The organism is Acinetobacter sp. Ver3, from assembly GCF_000632455.1.
Classification (GTDB): Bacteria; Pseudomonadota; Gammaproteobacteria; order Pseudomonadales; family Moraxellaceae; genus Acinetobacter.
This window is the reverse complement of sequence record NZ_JFYL01000006.1, coordinates 1-20,798: the sequence shown is the minus strand read 5'-3', so window position 1 is coordinate 20,798 and position 20,798 is coordinate 1. Positions and strand designations below refer to the sequence as shown.

Below are 20,798 nucleotides of genomic sequence, written 5' to 3'. Positions count from 1 at the left end.
CCATTACATTCTCTTAGAAAAAAGGCACAATAGATAAAATTGATTAAATTTTGTCACACTTCTGACACAGCTCTTAAGTTTAATTTAAGCAAAGTACTGTACAATCAATTTTTACTTGTATTACTCATGGAAGTTTTTACTTCTGCATAAGGAATCGATATGCAACACAACTCTATTCGCGCACGTGTTGTCGTATTTTGGACACTGGTTATTGCTCTTTTGAGTGCAATCAGTACCACTATATTTTCAGAAACACTACTCAATGATAGCTTTGGTTTTAGCTTGATGGTGTTTGCAGCTGTTGGTCTACTGCTCAACATTGCGCATATTTTACTTCATACCCTATTTGAAATTTGTAACCCAAGTCATTAATACACTTCATTGAATATGTTCATATTGGGAACTTTCTGCATTTGACGTATATTGTTTGCCACTTCTTCATCAGGAATTAGAGCAATGCGCAAACAATTTGCCGTAATTGGAAATCCCATTGAACAATCTCGATCTCCAGAGCTTCATCATGCGTTCGCACAAAAGACTGGGGTGATCCTTGAATATAACAAACGCCTTGCTCCTCTCGATGGTTTTACACAGAGTATCAATGATTTTTTTAAGGCTGGTGGTATTGGTCTGAATGTCACGGTGCCGTTTAAAGAACAAGCTTTTGCACAATGTGATGTACTCACTGAACGTGCCAAAATTGCAAAAGCAGTAAATACACTATGGATGAAAGATGGTGTATTGCATGGCGACAATACCGATGGCCAAGGACTTGTTGCAGCCATTCAACATTTAAATTGGCCTCTTGAGCAAGCAAGCGTGCTTATTTTAGGCGCAGGTGGTGCAACACGTGGCGTGATTTATCCACTGCATAAAGCTGGTGTAAATAAAATCATGATTGCTAATCGAACGGTTGCTCGCGCAGAGCAATTGATTCAGGACTTACAACCTGCTGTCCCAGATCTAGAGCTAAACGCTTGTGGTCTTGATCACATAGCAGGTGAATTTGATATTGTTATTAATGCTACCTCGGCAAGCTTATCTGGCGATGCAATCACTCTACCTCAACAGTTAAAATTCAAATATGCCTATGAAATGGCCTATGGCAAACCTTCCACTTTCCTTGATCAAGCGAAACAGCGTGGAATTCCGACTGCAGAAGGATTTGGAATGCTCGTTGGACAAGCGATTGAATCTTTCGCGATTTGGAATGGTGTGCGTCCAGAATTAAAAGATTTTATTTAGTTTTTGCACACGTTTAGTGCCTTGTGAACAGTGCAATTTTTTAAATTGCACTTTTTTCTCTATATAATATCGATTAAATCTCTTCGAATTGATTTTAGTGACATATTTTTAGTGCATATTCAAATTGAATAAATTCAAATTAAACATATGATCATCCACTCAACAAAACCAACCTAAGCTTATGTATTAATAATATTATTTTTTCTAATAAACTCCTACTACAACAAATGAATTCAGTTTATATTCATTCAAGAGCCTAAACACTAATTCGCAATTCTGACATTTATTTCCGTGACTTACATCAATGTTTTTTTAGTGTTGTAGGTCAATAATCGGATCATCTAACAAGTATTTTCTCTATTCAAATTAGGAAAAGTTCAATGCCTGCATATAAAGCGCCCGTACGTGATATTCGTTTCTTAATGAACGAAGTTTTTGATTATCCTGCGCACTATAAAACTCTAAGCAACGGCGAAGCTGCTGACTCTGATACTGTCGATATGATTATCGAAGGTGCTGCAGATTTCTGTGAAAATGTATTATCTCCACTTAATCAGTCTGGAGATGAAGAAGGCTGTCATTTTAAAAATGGCGAAGTCAAAACGCCTAAAGGTTTCAAAGAAGCTTACGAGCAGTTTGTACAAGGTGGCTGGCAAGGTCTTTCGTATCCTGAAGAGTTTGGTGGTCAAGCACTGCCTATGTCGCTGAACCTGATCAAATCAGAAATGATGGGTACAGCAAACTGGTCTTTCACGATGTATCCGGGCTTAAGTATGGGTTGTATGAATACCATCATGCAATTTGGTACTGAAGAACAGAAAAACACCTACATGCCTCACCTCACTGCTGGTACATGGTCAGGCACAATGTGTTTAACTGAACCACAATGTGGTACAGACTTGGGTCAAGTTAAAACTAAAGCTGAGCCTAAAGGTGACGGTACTTATGCTATCACAGGTACTAAAATCTTTATTTCTGCAGGTGAACACGATTTAACTGAAAATATCATTCATATTGTGTTGGCACGTCTTCCAGACTCTCCAGCTGGTACGCGTGGTATTTCATTATTCATCGTTCCAAAATTCATCCCAACTGCTGATGGTGGTGTAGGCGAACGCAATCCTGTGACTTGCGGTTCTATTGAACACAAAATGGGGATCAGAGCATCTGCTACTGCCGTACTGAACTTTGATGCTGCAACGGGTTATCTGATTGGTGAAGTCAACAAAGGCTTACACGCAATGTTTACCTTCATGAATACGGCGCGTATCGGAACTGCTGTTCAAGGTTTAGCACATGCAGAACTTGCATTCCAAGGTGCATTACCTTATGCAAAAGAACGTATGTCAATGCGCGCACTTTCAGGTAAAAAAGAGCCTGAAAAAGTAGCTGACTCAATTATCCATCATGCTGATGTTCGCCGTATGCTTTTGACTCAAAAAGCCATTGCTGAAGGTGGCCGTGCAATGATCTATCATGCTGCACAGCTAGCTGACAAGATGACTGATGCTTTAGCTCAAGGTGATCAAGCGAAGTTTGATGATTACGATGATAAACTAGGTTTCTACACACCAATTTTGAAAGGCTTCTTAACTGAGTTAGGCTTAGAAGCAGCAAACCACGGTATGCAAGTCTTTGGTGGCCATGGCTATATCAAAGAACATGGTATGGAGCAGATCGTTCGTGACGCACGTATTTCAACGCTTTACGAAGGTACAACTGGTGTTCAAGCACTAGACTTAATCGGTCGTAAAGTACTGTTATCTTCTAAAGGTAAAGTCGTTCGTGACTATACAGCTGAAATCTTAAAATTCTGTGGCCAGCACGCACGCAATAAATACATGCGCCGTTTTGCTTGGGACTTAACTAAGATTTGTGCACAATGGAATGCATTAACTGTACGTATTATGCTTGCTGCACGCAAAGATCGCGACATCGTTTCAAGTGCTTCTGTGGATTACTTAATGTTCTCTGGTTATGCAATGATGGCATATTACTGGGCTCAACAAGCGGCAGTGGCATCAGCGAAGTTAGCATCAGGTGATGGTCAAGAAACTCCTGAGTTTTATAAAGCGAAAATCAAAGTTGCAGATTTCTACTTTGAGCGTTTACTTCCACGTGCCCAAGGTCATGCTGAATCTATGGTTAACCCTTCGAAAACTTTAATGTCTTTAGAAGCTGAACACTTCAGTTTTGATTACTAAGATTTCATAGAGAAAAAGACCGCCAAGGCGGTCTTTTTTTATTAATTCAATAAACCATTGTACTTTAAGAATACGAAATTACATTTAGAGCAAGAATACAACAGTGGTATCTTGATCAAGCGATATAAATATTCCAAATGAGCTTTTATCAATATACAAAAAGGAAAATAATATGCATAAGACATTGATCTCCTTCTCTTTACTCAGTGCAGTCTTTCTCGCTACAAATAGCTTCGCTGAATCGGATATTAAACATCACCAACAAACCACGACGTATTCAACAAAGCATTTGAATTACTCGACGAGTGGATCTGCTGAGGTCATTATTCATCGCCCTGTGAGTGAAGTCTTCAATATTTTAACCAATGTGAATCTTTGGCCAAAAATTAATGTGGGTGCAACTCAAGCCATTGAGTCTAAGAATATTCGTGTTCAAAAAGGTACGACTTTCAAAGAATTTATTAGCAGCCCAATTCCAGGCATAAAAGATTGGAATAATGAATGGCATGTGATTGAGTTTGAGAAAGATAAGAAGTTTGTTATCGCAACCATAGAGCAATTTGCTCAAGTCCCAATCCATTCAAAAATTACCTATGAATTTGACCGTATCAATGCTAATAGCACAGAATTTGAACGAACTATTGAAGTAACTTTAGACGATCAATTTATTCAAGGCGCGACAAAACAAGAAGTTGAAGCCCTGTATCGTTTTATTGGTTCTCAGTGGGAAATGGCCAATCATTTAAAAAAATATGTTGAAGATCAAAGCTCAAATTAAGGGATTAAAAACACCTGATTGACCAACCAATCAGGTGTTGTAAATTAATGCATATATTTTAATGCTCACGGTACTCTTTAATCTCTATTGGCTTATCTTTCACGAGTTCAACTGTTCCCTCATTCAAACCATTGAAATTTTTAAAATGAATTGAAACTCCATCTTCATTTGCAAGTTTTACACCACTTGCTGCAACCGTGCTCTTCAAGTGATAAACCGCATCCGAGTTATCCCTGAGTTCAGCCGTTTGAAAATTGTCGTTTGTTTTTAGCTCTAATGTTAAATCCATTGGTCCAGTAAAATGGATCACCTGTTCACCTTCAGCACGAGCAACTTGATCAACAGGCGCAGAAGCTTCAGCATTTAAATACGCTGGTCTCTCTTGTTCTGACATTTGCTCACTATTTTTGTTTTTATCAGCACAACCAACGAATGCCAATCCCAAGATTGAAGCCACTAGAACTAATTTCATTTTTATTACCTATCTTGATGAGAACCATTAAAAAACTCATCATTATTGTCACAGCAAAGGAGCGAAATAAGTATGGATTTAACAGTTTCGCTGTTAAAAATTACATTGGAGTTTAACTATAGAACTTACAGAAACTCCTCAAGCAATGAGTTCAAATATAAATGTCCTTGAGCAGTGCATGACAAACGGTTTGGATCATCTACCATTAATTTTCTGTCAATCAATGACTGAATTTGAACTTGGATTGATTTCAAAGATAAACCTGTACGAGCTTCATAATATGAGGTTGGTACACCTTGATTAAGTCGCAGTGCATTCATCATAAATTCGAATGGCATTTCATCAGCTTCAATTTTCTTAAACTGCAAATGCTCTGCAGGGACTTTCGCTAGATAATCTTTCGGTAATCGTGTTTTTTGGTAACGATATACACCATCACTTAGCGTCACTTTAGCATGCGCACCAGCACCAATCGCTAAGTAATCGCCAAATTGCCAATAATTTAAATTATGTGCTGAGGGTTTTTCTTTACGCCAAGCCGATACTTCGTAGTTAGTAAAATCATTTTCGATTAAATAGGCCTCACCCTGTACCTGAATTTCTTCTAATACATCATCGACAGGCAATATAGGTTGAGTTCGAAAAAATACGGTATTGGGCTCAATAGTTAACTGATACCACGAGATATGTGTAGCACCGTGCTCCACGGCAAGTTTTAAGTCAAGTAATGCTTGTTCAAGCGTTTGTTCAGGTAAGCCGTGCATTAAATCGACATTAATTCGCTTAAAGCCTGCATATTTCGCCAAACCAATTGCTGAAATTGCATCTTGGTTGGAATGAATACGCCCCAGTTTTTGAAGATGATTCGAGTTAAAACTTTGGACACCTAAAGACAACCGATTGATCCCCGCCTTTAAATAATCTGCAAATGGATCATGTTCTACCGTTCCCGGGTTGGCTTCTAAGGTAATTTCACAATCATCCTCAAACGGAATCAAAGCGCTTAGCTGAGCAAATAGCCATTGATACCCTTGAGCAGAAATGAGAGAAGGAGTACCTCCACCTATGAACACGCTATGAATTTGACGACCCTGAGCAAAATTTATCTGTGTTTTGAAATCCTCAACCAATGCTTGTAGATATTCTTTCTCCAACGCCATGGACAATGCCCCATTGGGTACTGCATGCGAATTAAAGTCGCAATATGGACATTTACGCACACACCACGGCATATGAATATAAAGTGACAATGGAATATCTTGTGGATTCAAAGTAGCCAAACGTACAGCTCAAAACTTAAAAAAATTATTTTAACATGACTACACCATAACGCTCAGAACTGATTCAGTTTTTTACTTTACACTCAATATAAAACAAGGACGTGGGTGCATTTATGTTTAAAGTCGCGAGCCAATTTTTATTCTTTATCCCTTTAGCGCTGGGGATCGGAATCGCAATGACCTTCCAAACTGCGATTAACACACAATTACGTGAATATTTATATTCTCCATTACAAGCTGCACTTTTATCATTTTTGATTGGTACAATAGTTCTCGCAATACTGGTTTTTTTTCAACAGACTGAAAAACCACAATTGAGCGAAATTGTACAAATTCCTTGGCATCTTTGGCTTGGCGGTTTTTTAGGTGTTTATGCCATCAGTATTAGTATTTATTCCGCACCTAAATTAGGTTTCTTAACCTTATCGGCATTAATTATATTTGGACAGATTGTTATGTCCATGATAGTCGACCATTTTGGAATTTTAGGTACAGAAAAAATTGCCATTAATTGGCAGCGCATTTTGGGTGGCGTGGTGATTTTTATAGGTGTGCTTCTCACTTTACAACGCTAAACCTTCATTCTAAGCACATAAAAACGATGAGTAATTTTTGTGTCTAATGTGACTGCAACTTCCAACATCAGTTATGAATTAAAAAAACTATTTCATCTCATGATCCCAATCTTGATTACGCAATTTTCGCAAGCAGGATTAGGACTGATTGATACTATTATGGCAGGACATTTATCTGCATTAGACTTAGCGGCAATTGCTGTCGGGGTAGGTCTTTGGATTCCTGTCATGTTGCTATTTAGCGGTATTATGATTGCAACAACGCCGTTGGTTGCTGAAGCAAACGGTGCGAGGACTCCAGAGAAAATTGCCACTATTACACGACAAGCATTATGGGTTGCTTTAGTTCTCGGGATTATTGCTGGTCTAGTCTTACAGATTCTCCCCTATACGCTTCCTCTTCTTGGCGTTCCAGAGTCACTTCACCCTAAAGCTGGCCTATTCTTACATGCGATTGGATTCGGTATGCCAGCAGTCACCATGTTTGCTGCACTACGAGGATACTCTGAGGCGATTGGTAATCCACGCCCAGTGACTGTGATCAGTTTAATGGCCTTAGTCGTACTTATTCCGCTTAATTTTGTGTTTATGTATGGTTTAGGTCCAATTCCTGCATTAGGAAGTGCTGGATGTGGATTTGCAACGGCAATTCTACAGTGGCTGATGCTGATCACGTTGGCATTGTATATCTTGAATAATCAGGCATATCAAAAAACCCAACCCTTTAGTCATTTTGAAAAAATTGATCGCTACTGGTTAAAACGCATCCTTGCTTTAGGTTTCCCAATTGGTTTGGCTATCTTCTTTGAGGTCAGTATTTTCAGTACCGCTGCAATTGTATTGAGTCCATTGGGTGAAATTACGGTTGCAGCGCATCAAATTGCCATCTCCATTACGTCACAATTATTTATGATCCCGATGTCTCTGGCGATCGCACTTACCATCCGAGTGGGAACATATTATGGCGAAAAGGATTACCGATCTATGCGTAAAGTCCAATGGTTGGGTTTAGCAACAGGCACTGTACTCGCATTGATGACCATGATTTTATTGTGGGTCTTCCGCCATCAAATTGTCGCGTTGTACACCTCTGATGTATTGGTGACTCAAATTGCGGTTTACTTGGTGCTATTCGCTGTTGCTTACCAACTGATGGACGCTTGGCAAATCAGTGCTGCAGGATGTCTACGAGGCATGCAAGATACGAAGGGTCCTATGTGGATTACTATGCTTTCCTATTGGGTGATTGCATTCCCTGTAGGCGTATATCTCTCTAGATTTACCAACATTGGTCCTGCGGGTGTATGGATTGGATTGATCGTGGGGTTAAGTATTGCCTGTGTACTCTTACTCGGACGTTTATATACGAATAATCAGCGACTTGAGCGTAGTCAATCATCATGAACAATAAATCCCGGATGCTCGGGATTTATTTTTTTAGCCAATCATTTACTTACAACTCATTAACAATTTCAAATATGCATCTTTTGATTTGTCGCCTATGATCAAATCAGAAGATGAAAATAATGAATCGAGGTTCTCAACTCATGGCAAACAAAGCGAGCTCTCCCGGCCGTCGTTTCATGAAACTCGCAGGTATGACTGCAAGTATTGCTACTAAAACCGTGTCCAACTCTATCCGCACCTTTAATGCAGATGATGATAAAAAAAACGAAGCACGCAGTAAGCTATTTCAAGACATTGGTGTTCAAATTGCAGATACCCTTGGGGAAATGAAAGGTGCTGTAATGAAAGTTGGTCAAATTGCATCACAATACAAAGATATTTTCCCGCCTGAAGTCGCGAAGGCTATTGCTAAATTACAACGTCAAGCCCCTGCGATGCCCTTCCAACAAATCAAGCAACAAGTAGAAAAAGAACTTGGTAAGCCACTGTTAGATGTTTTTAAAACATTTGATGAACAACCTTTTGCAGCAGCTTCGATTGGGCAAGTTCATAAAGCCACCTTAAAAAATGGCCAAGAAGTCGTTGTAAAAGTACAGTACCCAGGCGTAGATGAAGCATGCGAAAGCGATCTAAAACAAGTTCGCTTGGCCTTACGTTTGATGGGTGTACTAAAAGTCGATAAAAAATTACAAGATCGATTATTTGCAGAAATTCAAGACAGCTTACACGAAGAGCTCAACTATGAAATTGAAGCGCAGAATTTAGAGGTATTTAGAACCTTCCATCAAGCATTGGATTCTAAAATTATTATCCCACAAGTGTTCAAAGATTATTCCAGCAGACGAGTTCTTACCTTGAGCTTGGAAGCAGGTGACAATATTGAAACCGCAAGCACTTGGCCGCTTGATACACGCAACGAAATTGGTCGTCGACTAATTCAAGCTCTTGGTCATCAGATTTTCTATCTAAAACGTTTTCATTGTGATCCGCATCCTGGCAATTTTGCTTTCCGCTCAGATGGTAGTGTCATCATCTATGATTTTGGTGGTGTTAAAACCTTATCTGCTGAACTGGTGGATCGATTTAAAAAATTAGTTCGCGCTGGTCGTGCTGAAAATATCCAAGAGATTGAACAACATCTATTCGCGTTGGATGCTCTTGCTGAAACAGGAAAATTCCCTGAGGAACTTTATAAACAATGGTTAGAAGTGTTGCTCAGACCCCTTACCACTCAATACAATTTTGCTGAAAACTCATCTCATCATGATGGCGTCATTTTAGTGAAAAAATCACTTAAGTATTGGGATACATTTAAGCCCTCTCCAGACACATTAATGGTCAATCGTACGATTTCTGGACACTATTGGAATCTGATTAACTTAAAGGTCGATGACAATCTCAATGATTTGTTTGAAACGCTCGTTCCGATTTGAAAAAACTAACAAGACCTTACAATCCTCATTATTGTTATGTTATATTATAACATTATATAAATAATTCGGAGTGTTTTCATGCGTCCCAATATTCATCCTGAATACCATGAAGTACTATTTCATGATACCAACGCAGATCAGTATTTCATCATCGGTAGTACGATTCAGTCAAAGCAAACAAAAGAATATCAAGGGAAAACTTACCCCTATGTCACGCTAGATATTTCAAGTGCTTCGCACCCTTTCTATACTGGTGAAGTCCGTCAAGCTAATAATGAAGGACGTGTGGCAAGTTTCAATAAGCGTTTCGGTCGCTTTAAACGTAAATAATAAAATTTTCGACTCTCACTATTTTAAAGCCTAAATTTACTCCTCCAATTTAGGCTTTTTTTTATTCTTATCGTTATTTATGGGTTAAATAAAATTGAGTAAAGAAAAAACTCAAAACCAATCCCAAGAGTCCAATCATGATACTACTCACAACATACATCAGTGCCAAATTGTATTGCCCAGATTTTATCAATTGAAAAGTTTCCAAGCCAAAACTTGAGAATGTGGTAAAACCACCTAATATGCCAACCATAAAAAATAGGCGAGCCTCATGTTGTAATACAGGATATTGTAAACTGAATGCAAAAAATCCCCCTGCTAGAACACAGCCCAAGATATTCACAATCCAAGTTGCCCATGGAAATTGATCTGCATTTTGCATGAACCACATACTGGTCATATATCGAAGTGTTGCACCAATCGCTCCACCACATGATACCCATAACCAACTCATATTATGTCCGTTCTCGTGTATTGATCATATTTTTACCTTAAAAAGTAACGAATTATTGTCTTGGATTCACGCGTTTTTTCGTTAAGATGTAGCAAATTTAAACGTGTAAGGACTCAATTATGGCTCAAGCATTATTGGAACAATTAAAAAATGGCGAAGCAAAATTTGCCGACGTAATTTCATTTATTGAAGCAGGTTATACACATACGCCAACCGCATTTAGTAATGGTCAACAATATAATGCCAGTAATGAAAATCAAGGGAGTGCTAAAGTTTTTTCCTTTGCCAAATTAAATGGTCTTTCTCAAGAACAAACATTACAGCTTTTTGCAGAACACTACGCTTCTGTTCTGGCGACACCTGAAGCATCAGATCATCAAAATATCCGTCAATTCATGATTCATGGATGGGATGGCATTAAATTTGAAGGAAATGCACTCACTGCGAAATAATCATAAATAAAGACTAGCGCTTGGCTAGTCTTTTTCAACAGTTTTATTTAGGTATTCAATTACACCTAATCCTGCTGCTCGACCTGTTGCAAAACATGCTGTAAGTAAATAACCACCTGTCGGGGCATCCCAATCCAACATCTCTCCACAGCAGAAAACAATTGGATTACTTTTCAACTGTAACTGTTTAGTCAAGGCAATTTCCCGTACACCACCTGCGCAGCTAATGGCTTCTTCAATGGGTCTAAAACCATCTAGTTTGACAGATAAATGTTTAATATGCTGAGCCATTTTCTCTGCAATCGCCCAATCATACTTTGGGGTCAATTCACGTAATAAATTTGACTTTGCAGTGTCTAATCCCAATTTTCGCCAAATATTATTCATGCTTTGTTTCTTAGCATTCTTAAGTTTAGAGATGATTTCATGCTCAGATAATTCTGGCAGTAAATCTAAATTTAAAACCATGGAATCTTGATATTGCAATTGTGTTCGAAGTGCCCGACCATGCTTATAGACCAACCCACTCTCCAAACCATAATGGGTGATCACGATATCCCCCTTAGCTTTGGGCTGATGATCCACCCAAGCTTCAACTCGTTTGAGTGGCGAGCCAAATATAGGTTCCATATACGAAGACCAAGCTCTGACTACACCAGCATTACTCGGGGAAAACGCTTTTAACTCTTCTTTAGCCAACCATGACTGCCAAGCCCCATCACTACCCAACTGCGCCCATGACACAGCGCCACACGCCAATACAATCGCATCAAATTGCTCAGTTCGTATTGAATTGGATTGAGTATCAAAAACTGTCAGTTCATTTTGATTAAGCGCGGTAATTTGATGCCGATAATGAAAATTGACCTTGGTATCTACTAAACTTTTTAACCAAGCACGCAGTAATGGAGCTGCTTTCATTTCATTGGGAAATATACGACCAGAGCTTCCAACATAGGATTCAATCCCAAGGTTTTTCATCCAATTTCGAATCCAACGCGCATCCCATTTTTTTACCCAAGGTGCAAGCCATTCGGCATGATCATAACGACCAATAAATTGATCGATAGGTTCGGCATGAGAAATATTTAAACCTGTTTTACCTGCCATCAAAAATTTACGTGCAGCTGAAGGCTTTTGTTCAAAAATATGAACTTCAAATGCAGGATGAGCAGATAAAACTTCAGCAGCCATTAAACCTGCTGGACCTGCGCCTACGATTGCGATTCGCTTTGAATATTCCAAATTCATAGATTATTCGTTTGTTGATTTTCAGAAGAGATCGGCATTTGCCCTTGCAGAGGCATAAAGTGATCGAAGCGAGTTTGGTACGCTTCAGGTTTTTGAATAATCAACTGCTGGCATAATTCACCACGCTCTAGATACTTTACTTCAAAATGCGTTCTTGCCGAAGTTGAAGGGATTCTTTCTTTAACATAAGAAAGGTTCCAAACATTAAGCAGTTGTTGCTCTGCCTCGTCAATATATTCAGGAATATTGCTGGCTAAAGTGATCGTACCATTCGGTTGCAATCGAGACAGTAAAAATTCAAAAAAAGGCATATTCAACCAACGTTGCGCTTGATTATGAGGTTCAGGATTCGGATATAAAATAAAAAAATCTTCAACTTGCTGTGGAAATAGCGCATGTACGATCCAAGGGATTGCATCTGCATGTACAGGTCGCAAATTGGTTTGTCCCTCTAGTTGATGCTGTTTTTGCATCGCTAGAAATTTTTCTCTAGTTCGTTCAATCGCGATTAGTTGTCTTTGCGGATTTTGTTGCGTAAACAATAAAGCATGTTTACCTTTACCCGCCCCAATCTCAACACATAGTGGTTCAGCTAGAATCGGTTGAAAGTCGCGTGGCGCATGCATACGCTGTGCTTGAAATTGACGAATCGGCATAATCAGATCAAACTTATGAAAACGCGACAAGTCTAGCAACTCTAGATGCTTTTGCCTATTTTAGCTGTTTTATTTTACTAGGATTCATTTATGCCAAAAACATTTCCGTGCCCACGCTGTGGACAGCCTAGTCAATGGACTGGTAATGAATTTCGTCCATTTTGTTCTGAACGATGCAAACTTATCGATTTAGGGGCTTGGGCAAATGATGAATATCGCCTTCCGACACAGGATTCTCCTCAAGCTGATCAAGGGGAATATCATGAATAATGCCAACTTTGCTCAATATTAAAAGAATAATTCAATTATATTTACACAAACAAAAAAATTAGCTTTTGTAAGAAAACTCAATAAATGTGATTTTATTTAAGTTTATGTTGTGATATTGTGATGATAATCACATTAAAACAACAATTCTACTTTCATAAATACATGAGACTTTATAAATTCACATTCACACTCAGTATAATTTTATCTTGCCTAGGCCTCCTTTTTGCAGGTCTAGGCATTTATCAACATGATTTCGTCTTGATTTTAATCTCTGCACTATTTGTGTTAGCCGCTGCCCTTCTCTTTTGGGAATTGAATGACATCAATCGAGATCACTTTTTTCGTTTTTAATTAACCAGCTTTACCTGCCACAAACGGGTTAAACTTTTTCTCATAGCCAATGGTACTGATTGGACCATGCCCTGAAATAAACTGTGTTTCATCTGGCAAACTAAAACATTCTCTCTCAATCGAATTCAGCAACTGTTGATGATTTCCCTTGGGAAAATCTGTTCGACCAATTGAACCCTTGAAAAGAACATCGCCAGTCCATAACAAGCCATAGTTAGCATTATAGAACATGACGTGGCCAGGCGTATGACCAGGAGCGAATCGAACCTCAAAGGACTCATCCCCTAGTTTTAAAGTTTCACCACCTTCAAGCCACTGATCAACCACAACAGGTTCAGGTATCGGAAACCCATATCGTGCTGAAACTTCCTGAATCATATCTAACCAAAATGCATCTTCTTTATGAGGACCAATTACTGGAATACCCCACTCTCTCGCCAATGCTCCGACCGCACCAGCATGATCAAGATGACCATGAGTTAACCATAGCTCCTTCACTGTTAAGTCTAACTCTTGCACAACTTGCATAATTTTTTCAGGCTCACCACCTGCATCAATTAACACAGCTTCTTTGGTCTCTTGATCCCAAACCAATGAACAATTTTGCTGAAATGCTGTCACAGGAATAATTTTAACTTGAAGCATAGGAACCTTTAAATTTACGCAGAATGTTGGAGGGTAATCTTGAGTGCATCCAGTTGAGCTTCTACTAAATCGACCAACAAATCAATATGTGCTGCATCAGTGTTTAACGCTGGAATATAGGCATAGTCTTTCCCGCCCGCTGTTTTAAAGGTTTCGGCATTTTCCACAGCCAACTCTTCTAAAGTCTCTAAGCAATCTGCTGAAAAAGCAGGGCTGAGAACATGGACAGATTGAACTCCTTGTTGTCCCCACTCAGTCAGCAACGCATCTGTATATGGCTTGACCCACTCTTGTTTACCGAATCGTGATTGGAAGCTGATAGCCCATTCATCGTCACGTAATCCCAGAGCCTCTGCGACTTTTTTCGCTGTAACCCTACAACGGTCGGCATATGGATCACCTTTATCTGCATAAGGCTGAGGAATCCCATGGAAAGACATTAATAATTTTTCCGCTTTACCGTGTTGCGCCTGAAAAACCTGAACACTCTTTGCCAAAGCCTGAATAAATTTTGGATGTTGATAATAATCGCGTATTAAACTTAAGCCAGGTAAATTTCTCTGCGTTAAAACCCATTTCGCCAATGCATCATACAAAGGTGCTGTAGATGTCGCTGAATATTGAGGAAAAAGTGGAAATAAAATGACGTGATCTTGCGGTGTCTGAGTAAGTTTTTTTAGAACCTCATGAATACTAGGATGACCATAAGTCATCGCAGGAACGACCTGAACATCAAAATCTGGATAATCTTGAATAACTTTTTGACGGATTAAATCTGTTTGCTTCAACAGAATTTCACGCATAGGGGAATCTCCATTCCACACCTGCGCATATGCTTCAGAAACATGCTTTGGTCGAAATGGTAAAACAAAACAATGTAAGATAATTTTCCACAAAAACGATGGAATCTCAATCACACGCTGATCAGATAAAAACTGTTTTAGAAAAGTTCGTACCGCAGGCACTGTAGGGGCATCTGGTGTTCCCAAGTTGGCAATAATTACGGTGATTTTCGGCTTTAACTCAGACATCTGATCCACATCAATTCACTGTTTAATTAAGAAATACTTTATCAGAGTCTAAGTAAATTCGGCGTGATTTTATGATTGCTTTTTAAAATGTGAATGAAAGAGAAAAACTATCATATGAACTTGATCTATTTATTCATGCATTTCCATAACATCCGCTGACGATCATATCGTCCTACAGGAACGATCCATTCATTATTACGCATTTGTTGCTTGATGGTATGCAATGCACGTACATTAATCTGTGCTCTAGATACCATATGTGCCTTAGGAAGTTGCAATTGAGCATCGACCAGCCCCGTATCAGTCAAATACTGATTCAACACTTTAGAATAAAAATCTTCTGGTGTTGCTTGGGAAAATTGAGACTCAAGAACAGCATAAATTTCATGCCATCGCATGGAACGTATACAAATAATTTCTTTAAAATGACTATCAACATAGGCATGCATACGATAATCAAAACTGAATTGATCATCCCACTCTATTCTAGGCAAAGATAGAAAAGGATCGATTTCAGATTTGGCTTGTTCCATTTTTGCTTGTGCCAACTGAGCTCTTAATCGATCAATCTCATCTTGTTTTGCTTGAATGCTTTGTGGTCTTACCCAACCCAAAACTGGGTAACGCTCAAGCATTTGAGGCATATGAGACCTGAGTGCAAGCTCTAATTCACGAGCACTTTTAAAAAATACGACCTGATCAACTTCTTGAATGATCTGTTGCCGGAAATTTTGAAAGCGCTGTTGAAGATCCGCTTCACGCTCTCGTAAATGCTCCTCACGCGATTCTGGCTGTTCATGCATAAATACAATAATGGGCTTTTGCTTAGTCACTGCATAGATATATTCCAAGTGCATGTAACTAATACCAGAGACAGATTGCTCGCCATACTGGCTTCCTAAAAGCAGAAGTACATAATCACAATCATCAATTTGACGGCGTGCAAAAGCGGTTGTTACAGGTGTTCTTTGTTCTAAACCCCATGAAAAAAAACCCATACCGATCAGCGTTTGAGACACAACCATACGCTCTGGCTGCATCTCTTTACCAGAAGTTGTAATAAACACTTGGTAACGCTTATCTAGCATGCCTTAATCCAATCCTGCATCTAGGTAAAAATGCCTTACTCATAAGGCTTAAAATATATAGCTTGATATTGATCATTCTTCTTCGAATGTATCAGTTAAATTTTCAATTGACCATAGTATTTCATGCCCGATCATATTTTGAAGTACAGGCTGAAGTTCAAGCGCATTTCCGCCACTGACGACACAACGCAACTGCACTGATTTGTCATATGGTTGAGTTGCATTGAATTTATTTTTGATAAGGACTCTTGCTGTTTGGCGTGCAACAGCAAATCCAGAATCAACCAAAGTCAGTCGCTCTGCATAAAGATGCTCAATTGCAGATTTTAAAAATGGATAATGCGTACAACCCAACACCAAATAATCGGCTTGATCTTGCATGACGGGATCAAGTATCCGTTGTAATGTTGCAATACAGGCTTGCGAATTTTGTTGCCCTGCTTCCACGAAAGGAACCAAATCCAAACTGGTGACTTGATGAACTTTAACACCTAAAGGATCTGCAAAATTCTGCATTACATCCTTGATTAACTGGCCTCTAAAAGTCGCTGGAGTCGCCAATACAGCCACCACTTTAGACTGTGTCTGTAACACTGCAGGTTTTAACGCAGGAACCAACCCAATGATCGGAAATCGCTCACCATAATGTGTCCTTAAGTAATCCAGACTAAAAGCTGATGCCGTATTACACGCAACAACCGCAACTTTACATCCTTGACGATACAACCACTCAATTGCATGTGCTGTGAGCTGACGAATATCTTGATCTTCGCGCGGACCATAAGGGACATGAGCTGTATCTGCATAGTAAAGGATATGCTCATTGGGTAAATATTTTGCTATTTCCAATGCAACTGATAAACCACCAATACCCGAGTCGAAAATCCCAATAGGGGCATGTTCAAGTGCATGAGGCATAGGCTCATTAGAGCTCGGTTGGGGTAAAATTGCAGACATCTCAACGACTACTTTTATAATGCTTAAATGAATGGGCTAAGCTTAAACCTCAAGTCCCTAATTGCAATAGCAGATTACCACTTTTTAAATTCAAAACTGATTCACCTTGCTCATTTTCGCTCAACTCCCCCATTTCAACTAAATGAAAAAAAGTTGATCGTTGTATCAATGCGTTGATGCCGAAACGCACATGCACATAAGGACGCATCTCTCCTTGAAAATCACGCATAAAGATTGGATGATCTTGATCCACAATAATGAGATCTTGAGTGGTCGTTGTTAGCTGTAGATAAGAAAGCCCTTGAATCTCGACTTGATCTACCTGATTGACCAATAAAGGTTCATCTTCGACTTCAATTTCGATTTGCTCAACGGGTGTTTTTAAGTAAAATTTGTTGTCTTCTTTCCACAGTACTGTCGAGAATAGGTCAATGAGGCTTTGTCTTTTAATCAATTGACCTTCGTGCCACCATTCACCATTCGCTTTTACTTTCAAATCCATTGAGCCACAATGCTTTGGGTTCCATTGTTCAAGAGGTGGGATTGACCTTTTGTGACTTGACTGTGCATCTTTTAGATATTGTACGATATTGATTAAGTTTTTATCATCAGGTACAAGTGAATCAGGCTGTGCTGTTATAGAATCATTTTGTTTTACCATGGTTTATGCCCTGCTGACGGAAAATAAAGCGACTCAGCCAATTGGCTTGATCAAGGTTTGAACCTATACTAGCGCAAAATATATAAAAGGTACGAGAGCAAAATTGTACCTGCAACTAAGAACACTCATGGCAGCACCGTCGGAATTATCGGTTGCCACCCTTTACTTTATGAGGAGTCCTTTATGGAACACATCGAACGTGAATCGATGGAGTTTGACGTTGTAATCGTTGGAGCGGGCCCTGCGGGTCTTTCAGCTGCGATCAAAATCCGTCAACTTGCAATTGAAAACAACCTCAACGATTTATCTGTATGTGTCGTTGAAAAAGGCTCTGAAGTAGGTGCGCATATTCTTTCTGGTGCTGTGCTTGAACCACGCGCTATTAATGAATTGTTCCCAAATTGGAAAGAAGAAGGTGCGCCTTTAAACGTACCTGTTACAGAAGATGAAACATACTTCCTTCTTTCAGATCAAAAATCTCAAAAAATGCCTCATGCTTTTGTGCCTAAAACAATGCACAACGACGGCAACTATGTCATCTCTCTGGGTAACGTTGTACGCTGGTTAGGACAAAAAGCTGAAGAGCTTGAAGTATCCATTTTCCCGGGCTTCGCAGCAGCGGAAATTCTGTATCATGCTGATGGTACTGTAAAAGGTATCCAAACAGGTGATATGGGTATTGGTAAAGATGGTGAGCCAACACATAACTTTACCCCAGGCTATGAGCTCCATGCGAAATACACGTTATTCGCTGAAGGCTGCCGTGGTCATTTAGGTAAACGCCTAATCGCTCAATTCGGCTTAGATAAAGACGCTGATCCTCAACATTACGGTATCGGTATTAAAGAACTTTGGGAAATCGATCCAGCGAAGCACAAACCAGGTAAAGTCATGCATGGTGCGGGTTGGCCTTTAACTGAAACTGGTTCATCTGGTGGTTGGTGGTTATATCACGCTGAAAATAACCAAGTATCATTGGGTATGATTGTCGACTTATCTTACCAAAACCCTCATATGTATCCATTCATGGAAATGCAACGTTGGAAAACACATCCATTAATTAAAGATGTATTGGAAGGCGGTAAACGTATTTCTTACGGTGCACGTGCAGTGGTTAAAGGTGGTTTTAACTCTCTTCCTAAATTCACCTTCCCAGGTGGAAGCTTAATTGGTGATGATGCTGGCTTCTTGAACTTTGCAAAAATTAAAGGTTCACACACTGCTATGAAATCAGGCATGTTATGTGGTGAAGCTGTATTTGAAGCAATTAAAGCTGGTGTAGAAAAAGGCGGCGACCTTGCAATTGCTCGTGTGACAGAAGGCGAAGATTTCTTTGCTAAAGAGTTAACGTCATATACAGAGAAATTTAACAACAGTTGGTTAAAAGAAGAGTTATATAATGCTCGTAACTTTGGCCCTGCAATGCATAAGTTTGGTACATTCTTCGGTGGTGCATTCAACTTTATCGATCAAAATGTATTTAAAGTTCCGTTCACTTTACGTGATTTGACACCTGACTACAGTGCTTTAAAAACTGTTGATGTTGTGAACTTCAAACCAAATTATCCAAAACCAGATGGTAAGCTTACATTTGACCGTTTATCTTCAGTGTTTGTTTCAAATACAGTACACGAAGAAAACCAGCCAGCACATTTAAAATTAACTGATCCATCAATTCCAGTAAACGTTAACCTTCCTCAATGGGATGAGCCTGCTCAGCGCTACTGCCCTGCTGGTGTATACGAAATCATGGAAAATGATGATGGTTCTAAGCGTTTCCAAATTAATGCTGCGAACTGTGTTCACTGTAAGACTTGTGATATTAAAGATCCATCACAAAACATTACTTGGGTTGTACCTGAGGGTGCGGGTGGTCCGAACTATCCGAATATGTAATCTCGTTTGAGATCAAAAAACCCGCGTAAGCGGGTTTTTTATTAAACTTCGATAAATACGAAAGTTTCCCCTTGAGCGATATAGTTTTATTCTTCACCATCAAAATACCAATATACTTGACCCCAATCTTGTTCTAAAAACGTTGGTAAAATCTCACCTTTATTAAATTGAAGACGTTGATTTGGATGAGCAGGTGTCGTCCAATAACCTGTTTGTGGACATTTATCCCCACCTTTGATTTTAATTTTTTCTACCGAATCTTGTGCTTATACTTTTTCTGATTGTGCTTTAGAAAAATCAACTAAATCTTTCGGATAAAATTGATGCTCTCGATAAGTTGTATCATCAATATCTAACAACCATGTAACAGCTGCCGCTTCCCATGACCAATAACCAAAATAACTGATACCTGATCTAATATCAGGTTGTGGATGTTGATCATGATAAGGTTCACGACGACTGGCTTCATACCAATCTTCTAAGTATTGCAACATCATCGCTGGACGTTTTTCAGGTGCAGCATCAAAAACTTTAATGAGCTTGCGATAAGGCAAATGTCGACGTGCATCATTCGGTGGTATGCCTCGATCTGTTACAAATGGAGCAACCAATCGCTCGATTAAGCCATCTTTTTCTTGTCCTTCAGGTGTTGCTTCTGTGTAGTCGATAATCGTCATAATTCGACTCATTTGATCTGCATACCCTGTCAGTAAACCAAAGCATATCAATCGTAAAGCAATATACCAATAATCTTCAGTTCCCAAGGAAATATGCCAGACATAACGTCCACCTGCATCAGGGCTTAAATTATAAAGATGACTCGTTTCAGCATATTCTTCTGCCCAATGAAGAAGATATGGATAAAGTTCTTTTATATAATTTAAATCTCCACCTGCTGAATATTGTAAAGATATCAAGTTCAGAGCATCTTTTAATCTTTGATGACCAGATGCTATATATCCACCAAATTTAGAATCATTTTTATAATCGCTAAATCCATCAACAACTGTATATATACCATTAACAAACGTATCAAATCTCTTGTGATACATTTCTTGCTCAAGCAGCTTATCTCTAAATAAACTTGTATCTTTTACTTCTAAACTCAACCATTTTTGCCAATCTATTTCTTGATCATCTACTTGTGTTGACATTCTTTAATCTCTCCAACATCTCTTTTGGTAAAACAAATTCTAATTTAATACCGTGTGCAGTTACTGTCCGTGTACACTTAGGTTTATTTAAGCCTTTACATTTTATGATGATCGAATTTATCACTAGTAATAGTAACCAAACTTTGATCATATGGGCATCGAATTGCGAAGGTTTTACCTAGTTTTCTGGTGGTGTTTCAAAAAGTAT

21 protein-coding genes and 2 pseudogenes are annotated in these 20,798 nt (G+C 39.0%); 11 read left to right on the top strand and 12 right to left on the bottom strand.

Going from position 1 to position 20,798, the window contains the following annotated elements:
* Positions 1-159: 159 nt before the first annotated feature.
* The 4 genes from CL42_RS02995 (at position 160) to CL42_RS02980 (ending at position 4,227) form a co-directional block, all read left to right on the top strand.
* Entirely contained in the window at positions 160-372 is a 213-nt protein-coding gene (locus tag CL42_RS02995) for a hypothetical protein (RefSeq protein ID WP_035265018.1), read from the top strand.
* An 84-nt stretch (positions 373-456) separates the two neighbouring features.
* Entirely contained in the window at positions 457-1,245 is a 789-nt protein-coding gene (aroE, locus tag CL42_RS02990) for a shikimate dehydrogenase (RefSeq protein WP_035265015.1), read from the top strand.
* Positions 1,246-1,625: 380 nt separating this feature from the next.
* Entirely contained in the window at positions 1,626-3,449 is a 1,824-nt protein-coding gene (locus tag CL42_RS02985; protein WP_035265010.1) for an acyl-CoA dehydrogenase C-terminal domain-containing protein, read from the top strand.
* Between the two features lie 172 nt (positions 3,450-3,621).
* Positions 3,622-4,227, top strand: a complete 606-nt coding sequence (locus tag CL42_RS02980; RefSeq protein ID WP_035265008.1) for an SRPBCC family protein — start codon at positions 3,622-3,624, stop codon at positions 4,225-4,227.
* A gap of 58 nt (positions 4,228-4,285) precedes the next feature.
* Here CL42_RS02980 and CL42_RS02975 read toward each other — a convergent pair whose 3' ends face one another.
* Both CL42_RS02975 and hemW read right to left on the bottom strand, forming a co-directional pair.
* Positions 4,286-4,699, bottom strand: coding sequence for a hypothetical protein (locus tag CL42_RS02975; RefSeq protein ID WP_035265004.1), 414 nt, complete (start codon positions 4,697-4,699; stop codon positions 4,286-4,288).
* A 125-nt stretch (positions 4,700-4,824) separates the two neighbouring features.
* Entirely contained in the window at positions 4,825-5,979 is a 1,155-nt protein-coding gene (hemW, locus tag CL42_RS02970; RefSeq protein ID WP_035265001.1) for a radical SAM family heme chaperone HemW, read from the bottom strand.
* Between the two features lie 113 nt (positions 5,980-6,092).
* On the opposite strand from hemW, the gene CL42_RS02965 reads away from it, so the two are divergent.
* From CL42_RS02965 to CL42_RS02950, 4 genes are all read left to right on the top strand, one after another.
* Positions 6,093-6,554 carry a DMT family transporter gene (locus CL42_RS02965; protein ID WP_035264998.1) on the top strand — a complete coding sequence of 154 codons (462 nt, stop codon included), beginning with the start codon at positions 6,093-6,095 and terminating at the stop codon, positions 6,552-6,554.
* 99 nt (positions 6,555-6,653) lie between these two features.
* On the top strand, positions 6,654-7,958 hold the full coding sequence (locus tag CL42_RS02960) for an MATE family efflux transporter (RefSeq protein WP_218947381.1): 1,305 nt from the start codon (positions 6,654-6,656) through the stop codon (positions 7,956-7,958).
* 143 nt (positions 7,959-8,101) lie between these two features.
* Positions 8,102-9,394, top strand: coding sequence for an ABC1 kinase family protein (locus CL42_RS02955; RefSeq protein ID WP_035265232.1), 1,293 nt, complete (start codon positions 8,102-8,104; stop codon positions 9,392-9,394).
* Positions 9,395-9,472: 78 nt separating this feature from the next.
* Positions 9,473-9,724: a type B 50S ribosomal protein L31 gene (locus tag CL42_RS02950; RefSeq protein ID WP_035264993.1), complete on the top strand. Its 252-nt coding sequence runs from the start codon at positions 9,473-9,475 to the stop codon at positions 9,722-9,724.
* Between the two features lie 73 nt (positions 9,725-9,797).
* Here CL42_RS02950 and crcB read toward each other — a convergent pair whose 3' ends face one another.
* Positions 9,798-10,178, bottom strand: a complete 381-nt coding sequence (gene crcB, locus CL42_RS02945) for a fluoride efflux transporter CrcB (RefSeq protein ID WP_035264990.1) — start codon at positions 10,176-10,178, stop codon at positions 9,798-9,800.
* A gap of 119 nt (positions 10,179-10,297) precedes the next feature.
* Here crcB and CL42_RS02940 point away from each other — a divergent pair, with 119 nt between their 5' ends.
* Entirely contained in the window at positions 10,298-10,630 is a 333-nt protein-coding gene (locus CL42_RS02940; RefSeq protein WP_035264987.1) for a HopJ type III effector protein, read from the top strand.
* Positions 10,631-10,654: 24 nt separating this feature from the next.
* Here CL42_RS02940 and CL42_RS02935 read toward each other — a convergent pair whose 3' ends face one another.
* Positions 10,655-11,881 (bottom strand): TIGR03862 family flavoprotein, encoded by a 1,227-nt coding sequence (locus tag CL42_RS02935; RefSeq protein ID WP_035264984.1) that lies wholly within the window; start codon positions 11,879-11,881, stop codon positions 10,655-10,657.
* A complete protein-coding gene (locus CL42_RS02930; protein ID WP_171076740.1) occupies positions 11,878-12,543 on the bottom strand; it encodes an SAM-dependent methyltransferase in 666 nt (221 codons plus the stop codon). Before CL42_RS02930 ends, CL42_RS02935 begins: the two co-directional genes overlap by 4 nt.
* 84 nt (positions 12,544-12,627) lie before the next feature.
* On the opposite strand from CL42_RS02930, the gene CL42_RS02925 reads away from it, so the two are divergent.
* The gene (locus CL42_RS02925) at positions 12,628-12,807 is read left to right on the top strand and encodes a DNA gyrase inhibitor YacG (protein ID WP_035264978.1); all 180 of its coding nucleotides are present in this window, start codon (positions 12,628-12,630) and stop codon (positions 12,805-12,807) included.
* 351 nt (positions 12,808-13,158) lie between these two features.
* Here CL42_RS02925 and CL42_RS02915 read toward each other — a convergent pair whose 3' ends face one another.
* From CL42_RS02915 to CL42_RS02895, 5 genes are all read right to left on the bottom strand, one after another.
* Entirely contained in the window at positions 13,159-13,803 is a 645-nt protein-coding gene (locus CL42_RS02915; RefSeq protein WP_035264972.1) for an MBL fold metallo-hydrolase, read from the bottom strand.
* A 14-nt stretch (positions 13,804-13,817) separates the two neighbouring features.
* Positions 13,818-14,834: a ferrochelatase gene (gene hemH / locus CL42_RS02910; RefSeq protein ID WP_035264970.1), complete on the bottom strand. Its 1,017-nt coding sequence runs from the start codon at positions 14,832-14,834 to the stop codon at positions 13,818-13,820.
* Positions 14,835-14,959: 125 nt separating this feature from the next.
* A complete protein-coding gene (locus CL42_RS02905; RefSeq protein WP_051586511.1) occupies positions 14,960-15,922 on the bottom strand; it encodes a DUF4062 domain-containing protein in 963 nt (320 codons plus the stop codon).
* A gap of 72 nt (positions 15,923-15,994) precedes the next feature.
* A complete protein-coding gene (gene murI, locus CL42_RS02900; RefSeq protein ID WP_035264968.1) occupies positions 15,995-16,879 on the bottom strand; it encodes a glutamate racemase in 885 nt (294 codons plus the stop codon).
* A gap of 49 nt (positions 16,880-16,928) precedes the next feature.
* Positions 16,929-17,540 carry a DUF1285 domain-containing protein gene (locus CL42_RS02895; RefSeq protein WP_035264966.1) on the bottom strand — a complete coding sequence of 204 codons (612 nt, stop codon included), beginning with the start codon at positions 17,538-17,540 and terminating at the stop codon, positions 16,929-16,931.
* 183 nt (positions 17,541-17,723) lie between these two features.
* Here CL42_RS02895 and CL42_RS02890 point away from each other — a divergent pair, with 183 nt between their 5' ends.
* On the top strand, positions 17,724-19,436 hold the full coding sequence (locus tag CL42_RS02890) for an electron transfer flavoprotein-ubiquinone oxidoreductase (protein ID WP_035264963.1): 1,713 nt from the start codon (positions 17,724-17,726) through the stop codon (positions 19,434-19,436).
* A 289-nt stretch (positions 19,437-19,725) separates the two neighbouring features.
* Here CL42_RS02890 and CL42_RS02885 read toward each other — a convergent pair.
* Positions 19,726-20,590, bottom strand: a pseudogene (locus tag CL42_RS02885) (PoNe immunity protein domain-containing protein); the annotation flags it as partial.
* Positions 20,571-20,775, bottom strand: a pseudogene (locus tag CL42_RS17490) (hypothetical protein); the annotation flags it as partial. The pseudogenes CL42_RS17490 and CL42_RS02885, both read right to left, overlap by 20 nt.
* Positions 20,776-20,798 lie beyond the last annotated feature (23 nt).

Coding starts and splice junctions, on each gene's coding strand:
- CL42_RS02995 (WP_035265018.1), top strand. CDS start 160: ATGCAACACAACTCTATTCGCGCACGTGTTGTCGTATTTTGGACACTG.
- aroE (WP_035265015.1), top strand. CDS start 457: ATGCGCAAACAATTTGCCGTAATTGGAAATCCCATTGAACAATCTCGA.
- CL42_RS02985 (WP_035265010.1), top strand. CDS start 1,626: ATGCCTGCATATAAAGCGCCCGTACGTGATATTCGTTTCTTAATGAAC.
- CL42_RS02980 (WP_035265008.1), top strand. CDS start 3,622: ATGCATAAGACATTGATCTCCTTCTCTTTACTCAGTGCAGTCTTTCTC.
- CL42_RS02975 (WP_035265004.1), bottom strand. CDS start 4,699: ATGAAATTAGTTCTAGTGGCTTCAATCTTGGGATTGGCATTCGTTGGT.
- CL42_RS02965 (WP_035264998.1), top strand. CDS start 6,093: ATGTTTAAAGTCGCGAGCCAATTTTTATTCTTTATCCCTTTAGCGCTG.
- CL42_RS02960 (WP_218947381.1), top strand. CDS start 6,654: ATGATCCCAATCTTGATTACGCAATTTTCGCAAGCAGGATTAGGACTG.
- CL42_RS02955 (WP_035265232.1), top strand. CDS start 8,102: ATGGCAAACAAAGCGAGCTCTCCCGGCCGTCGTTTCATGAAACTCGCA.
- CL42_RS02950 (WP_035264993.1), top strand. CDS start 9,473: ATGCGTCCCAATATTCATCCTGAATACCATGAAGTACTATTTCATGAT.
- crcB (WP_035264990.1), bottom strand. CDS start 10,178: ATGAGTTGGTTATGGGTATCATGTGGTGGAGCGATTGGTGCAACACTT.
- CL42_RS02940 (WP_035264987.1), top strand. CDS start 10,298: ATGGCTCAAGCATTATTGGAACAATTAAAAAATGGCGAAGCAAAATTT.
- CL42_RS02935 (WP_035264984.1), bottom strand. CDS start 11,881: ATGAATTTGGAATATTCAAAGCGAATCGCAATCGTAGGCGCAGGTCCA.
- CL42_RS02925 (WP_035264978.1), top strand. CDS start 12,628: ATGCCAAAAACATTTCCGTGCCCACGCTGTGGACAGCCTAGTCAATGG.
- CL42_RS02915 (WP_035264972.1), bottom strand. CDS start 13,803: ATGCTTCAAGTTAAAATTATTCCTGTGACAGCATTTCAGCAAAATTGT.
- hemH (WP_035264970.1), bottom strand. CDS start 14,834: ATGTCTGAGTTAAAGCCGAAAATCACCGTAATTATTGCCAACTTGGGA.
- CL42_RS02905 (WP_051586511.1), bottom strand. CDS start 15,922: ATGCTAGATAAGCGTTACCAAGTGTTTATTACAACTTCTGGTAAAGAG.
- murI (WP_035264968.1), bottom strand. CDS start 16,879: ATGTCTGCAATTTTACCCCAACCGAGCTCTAATGAGCCTATGCCTCAT.
- CL42_RS02895 (WP_035264966.1), bottom strand. CDS start 17,540: ATGGTAAAACAAAATGATTCTATAACAGCACAGCCTGATTCACTTGTA.
- CL42_RS02890 (WP_035264963.1), top strand. CDS start 17,724: ATGGAACACATCGAACGTGAATCGATGGAGTTTGACGTTGTAATCGTT.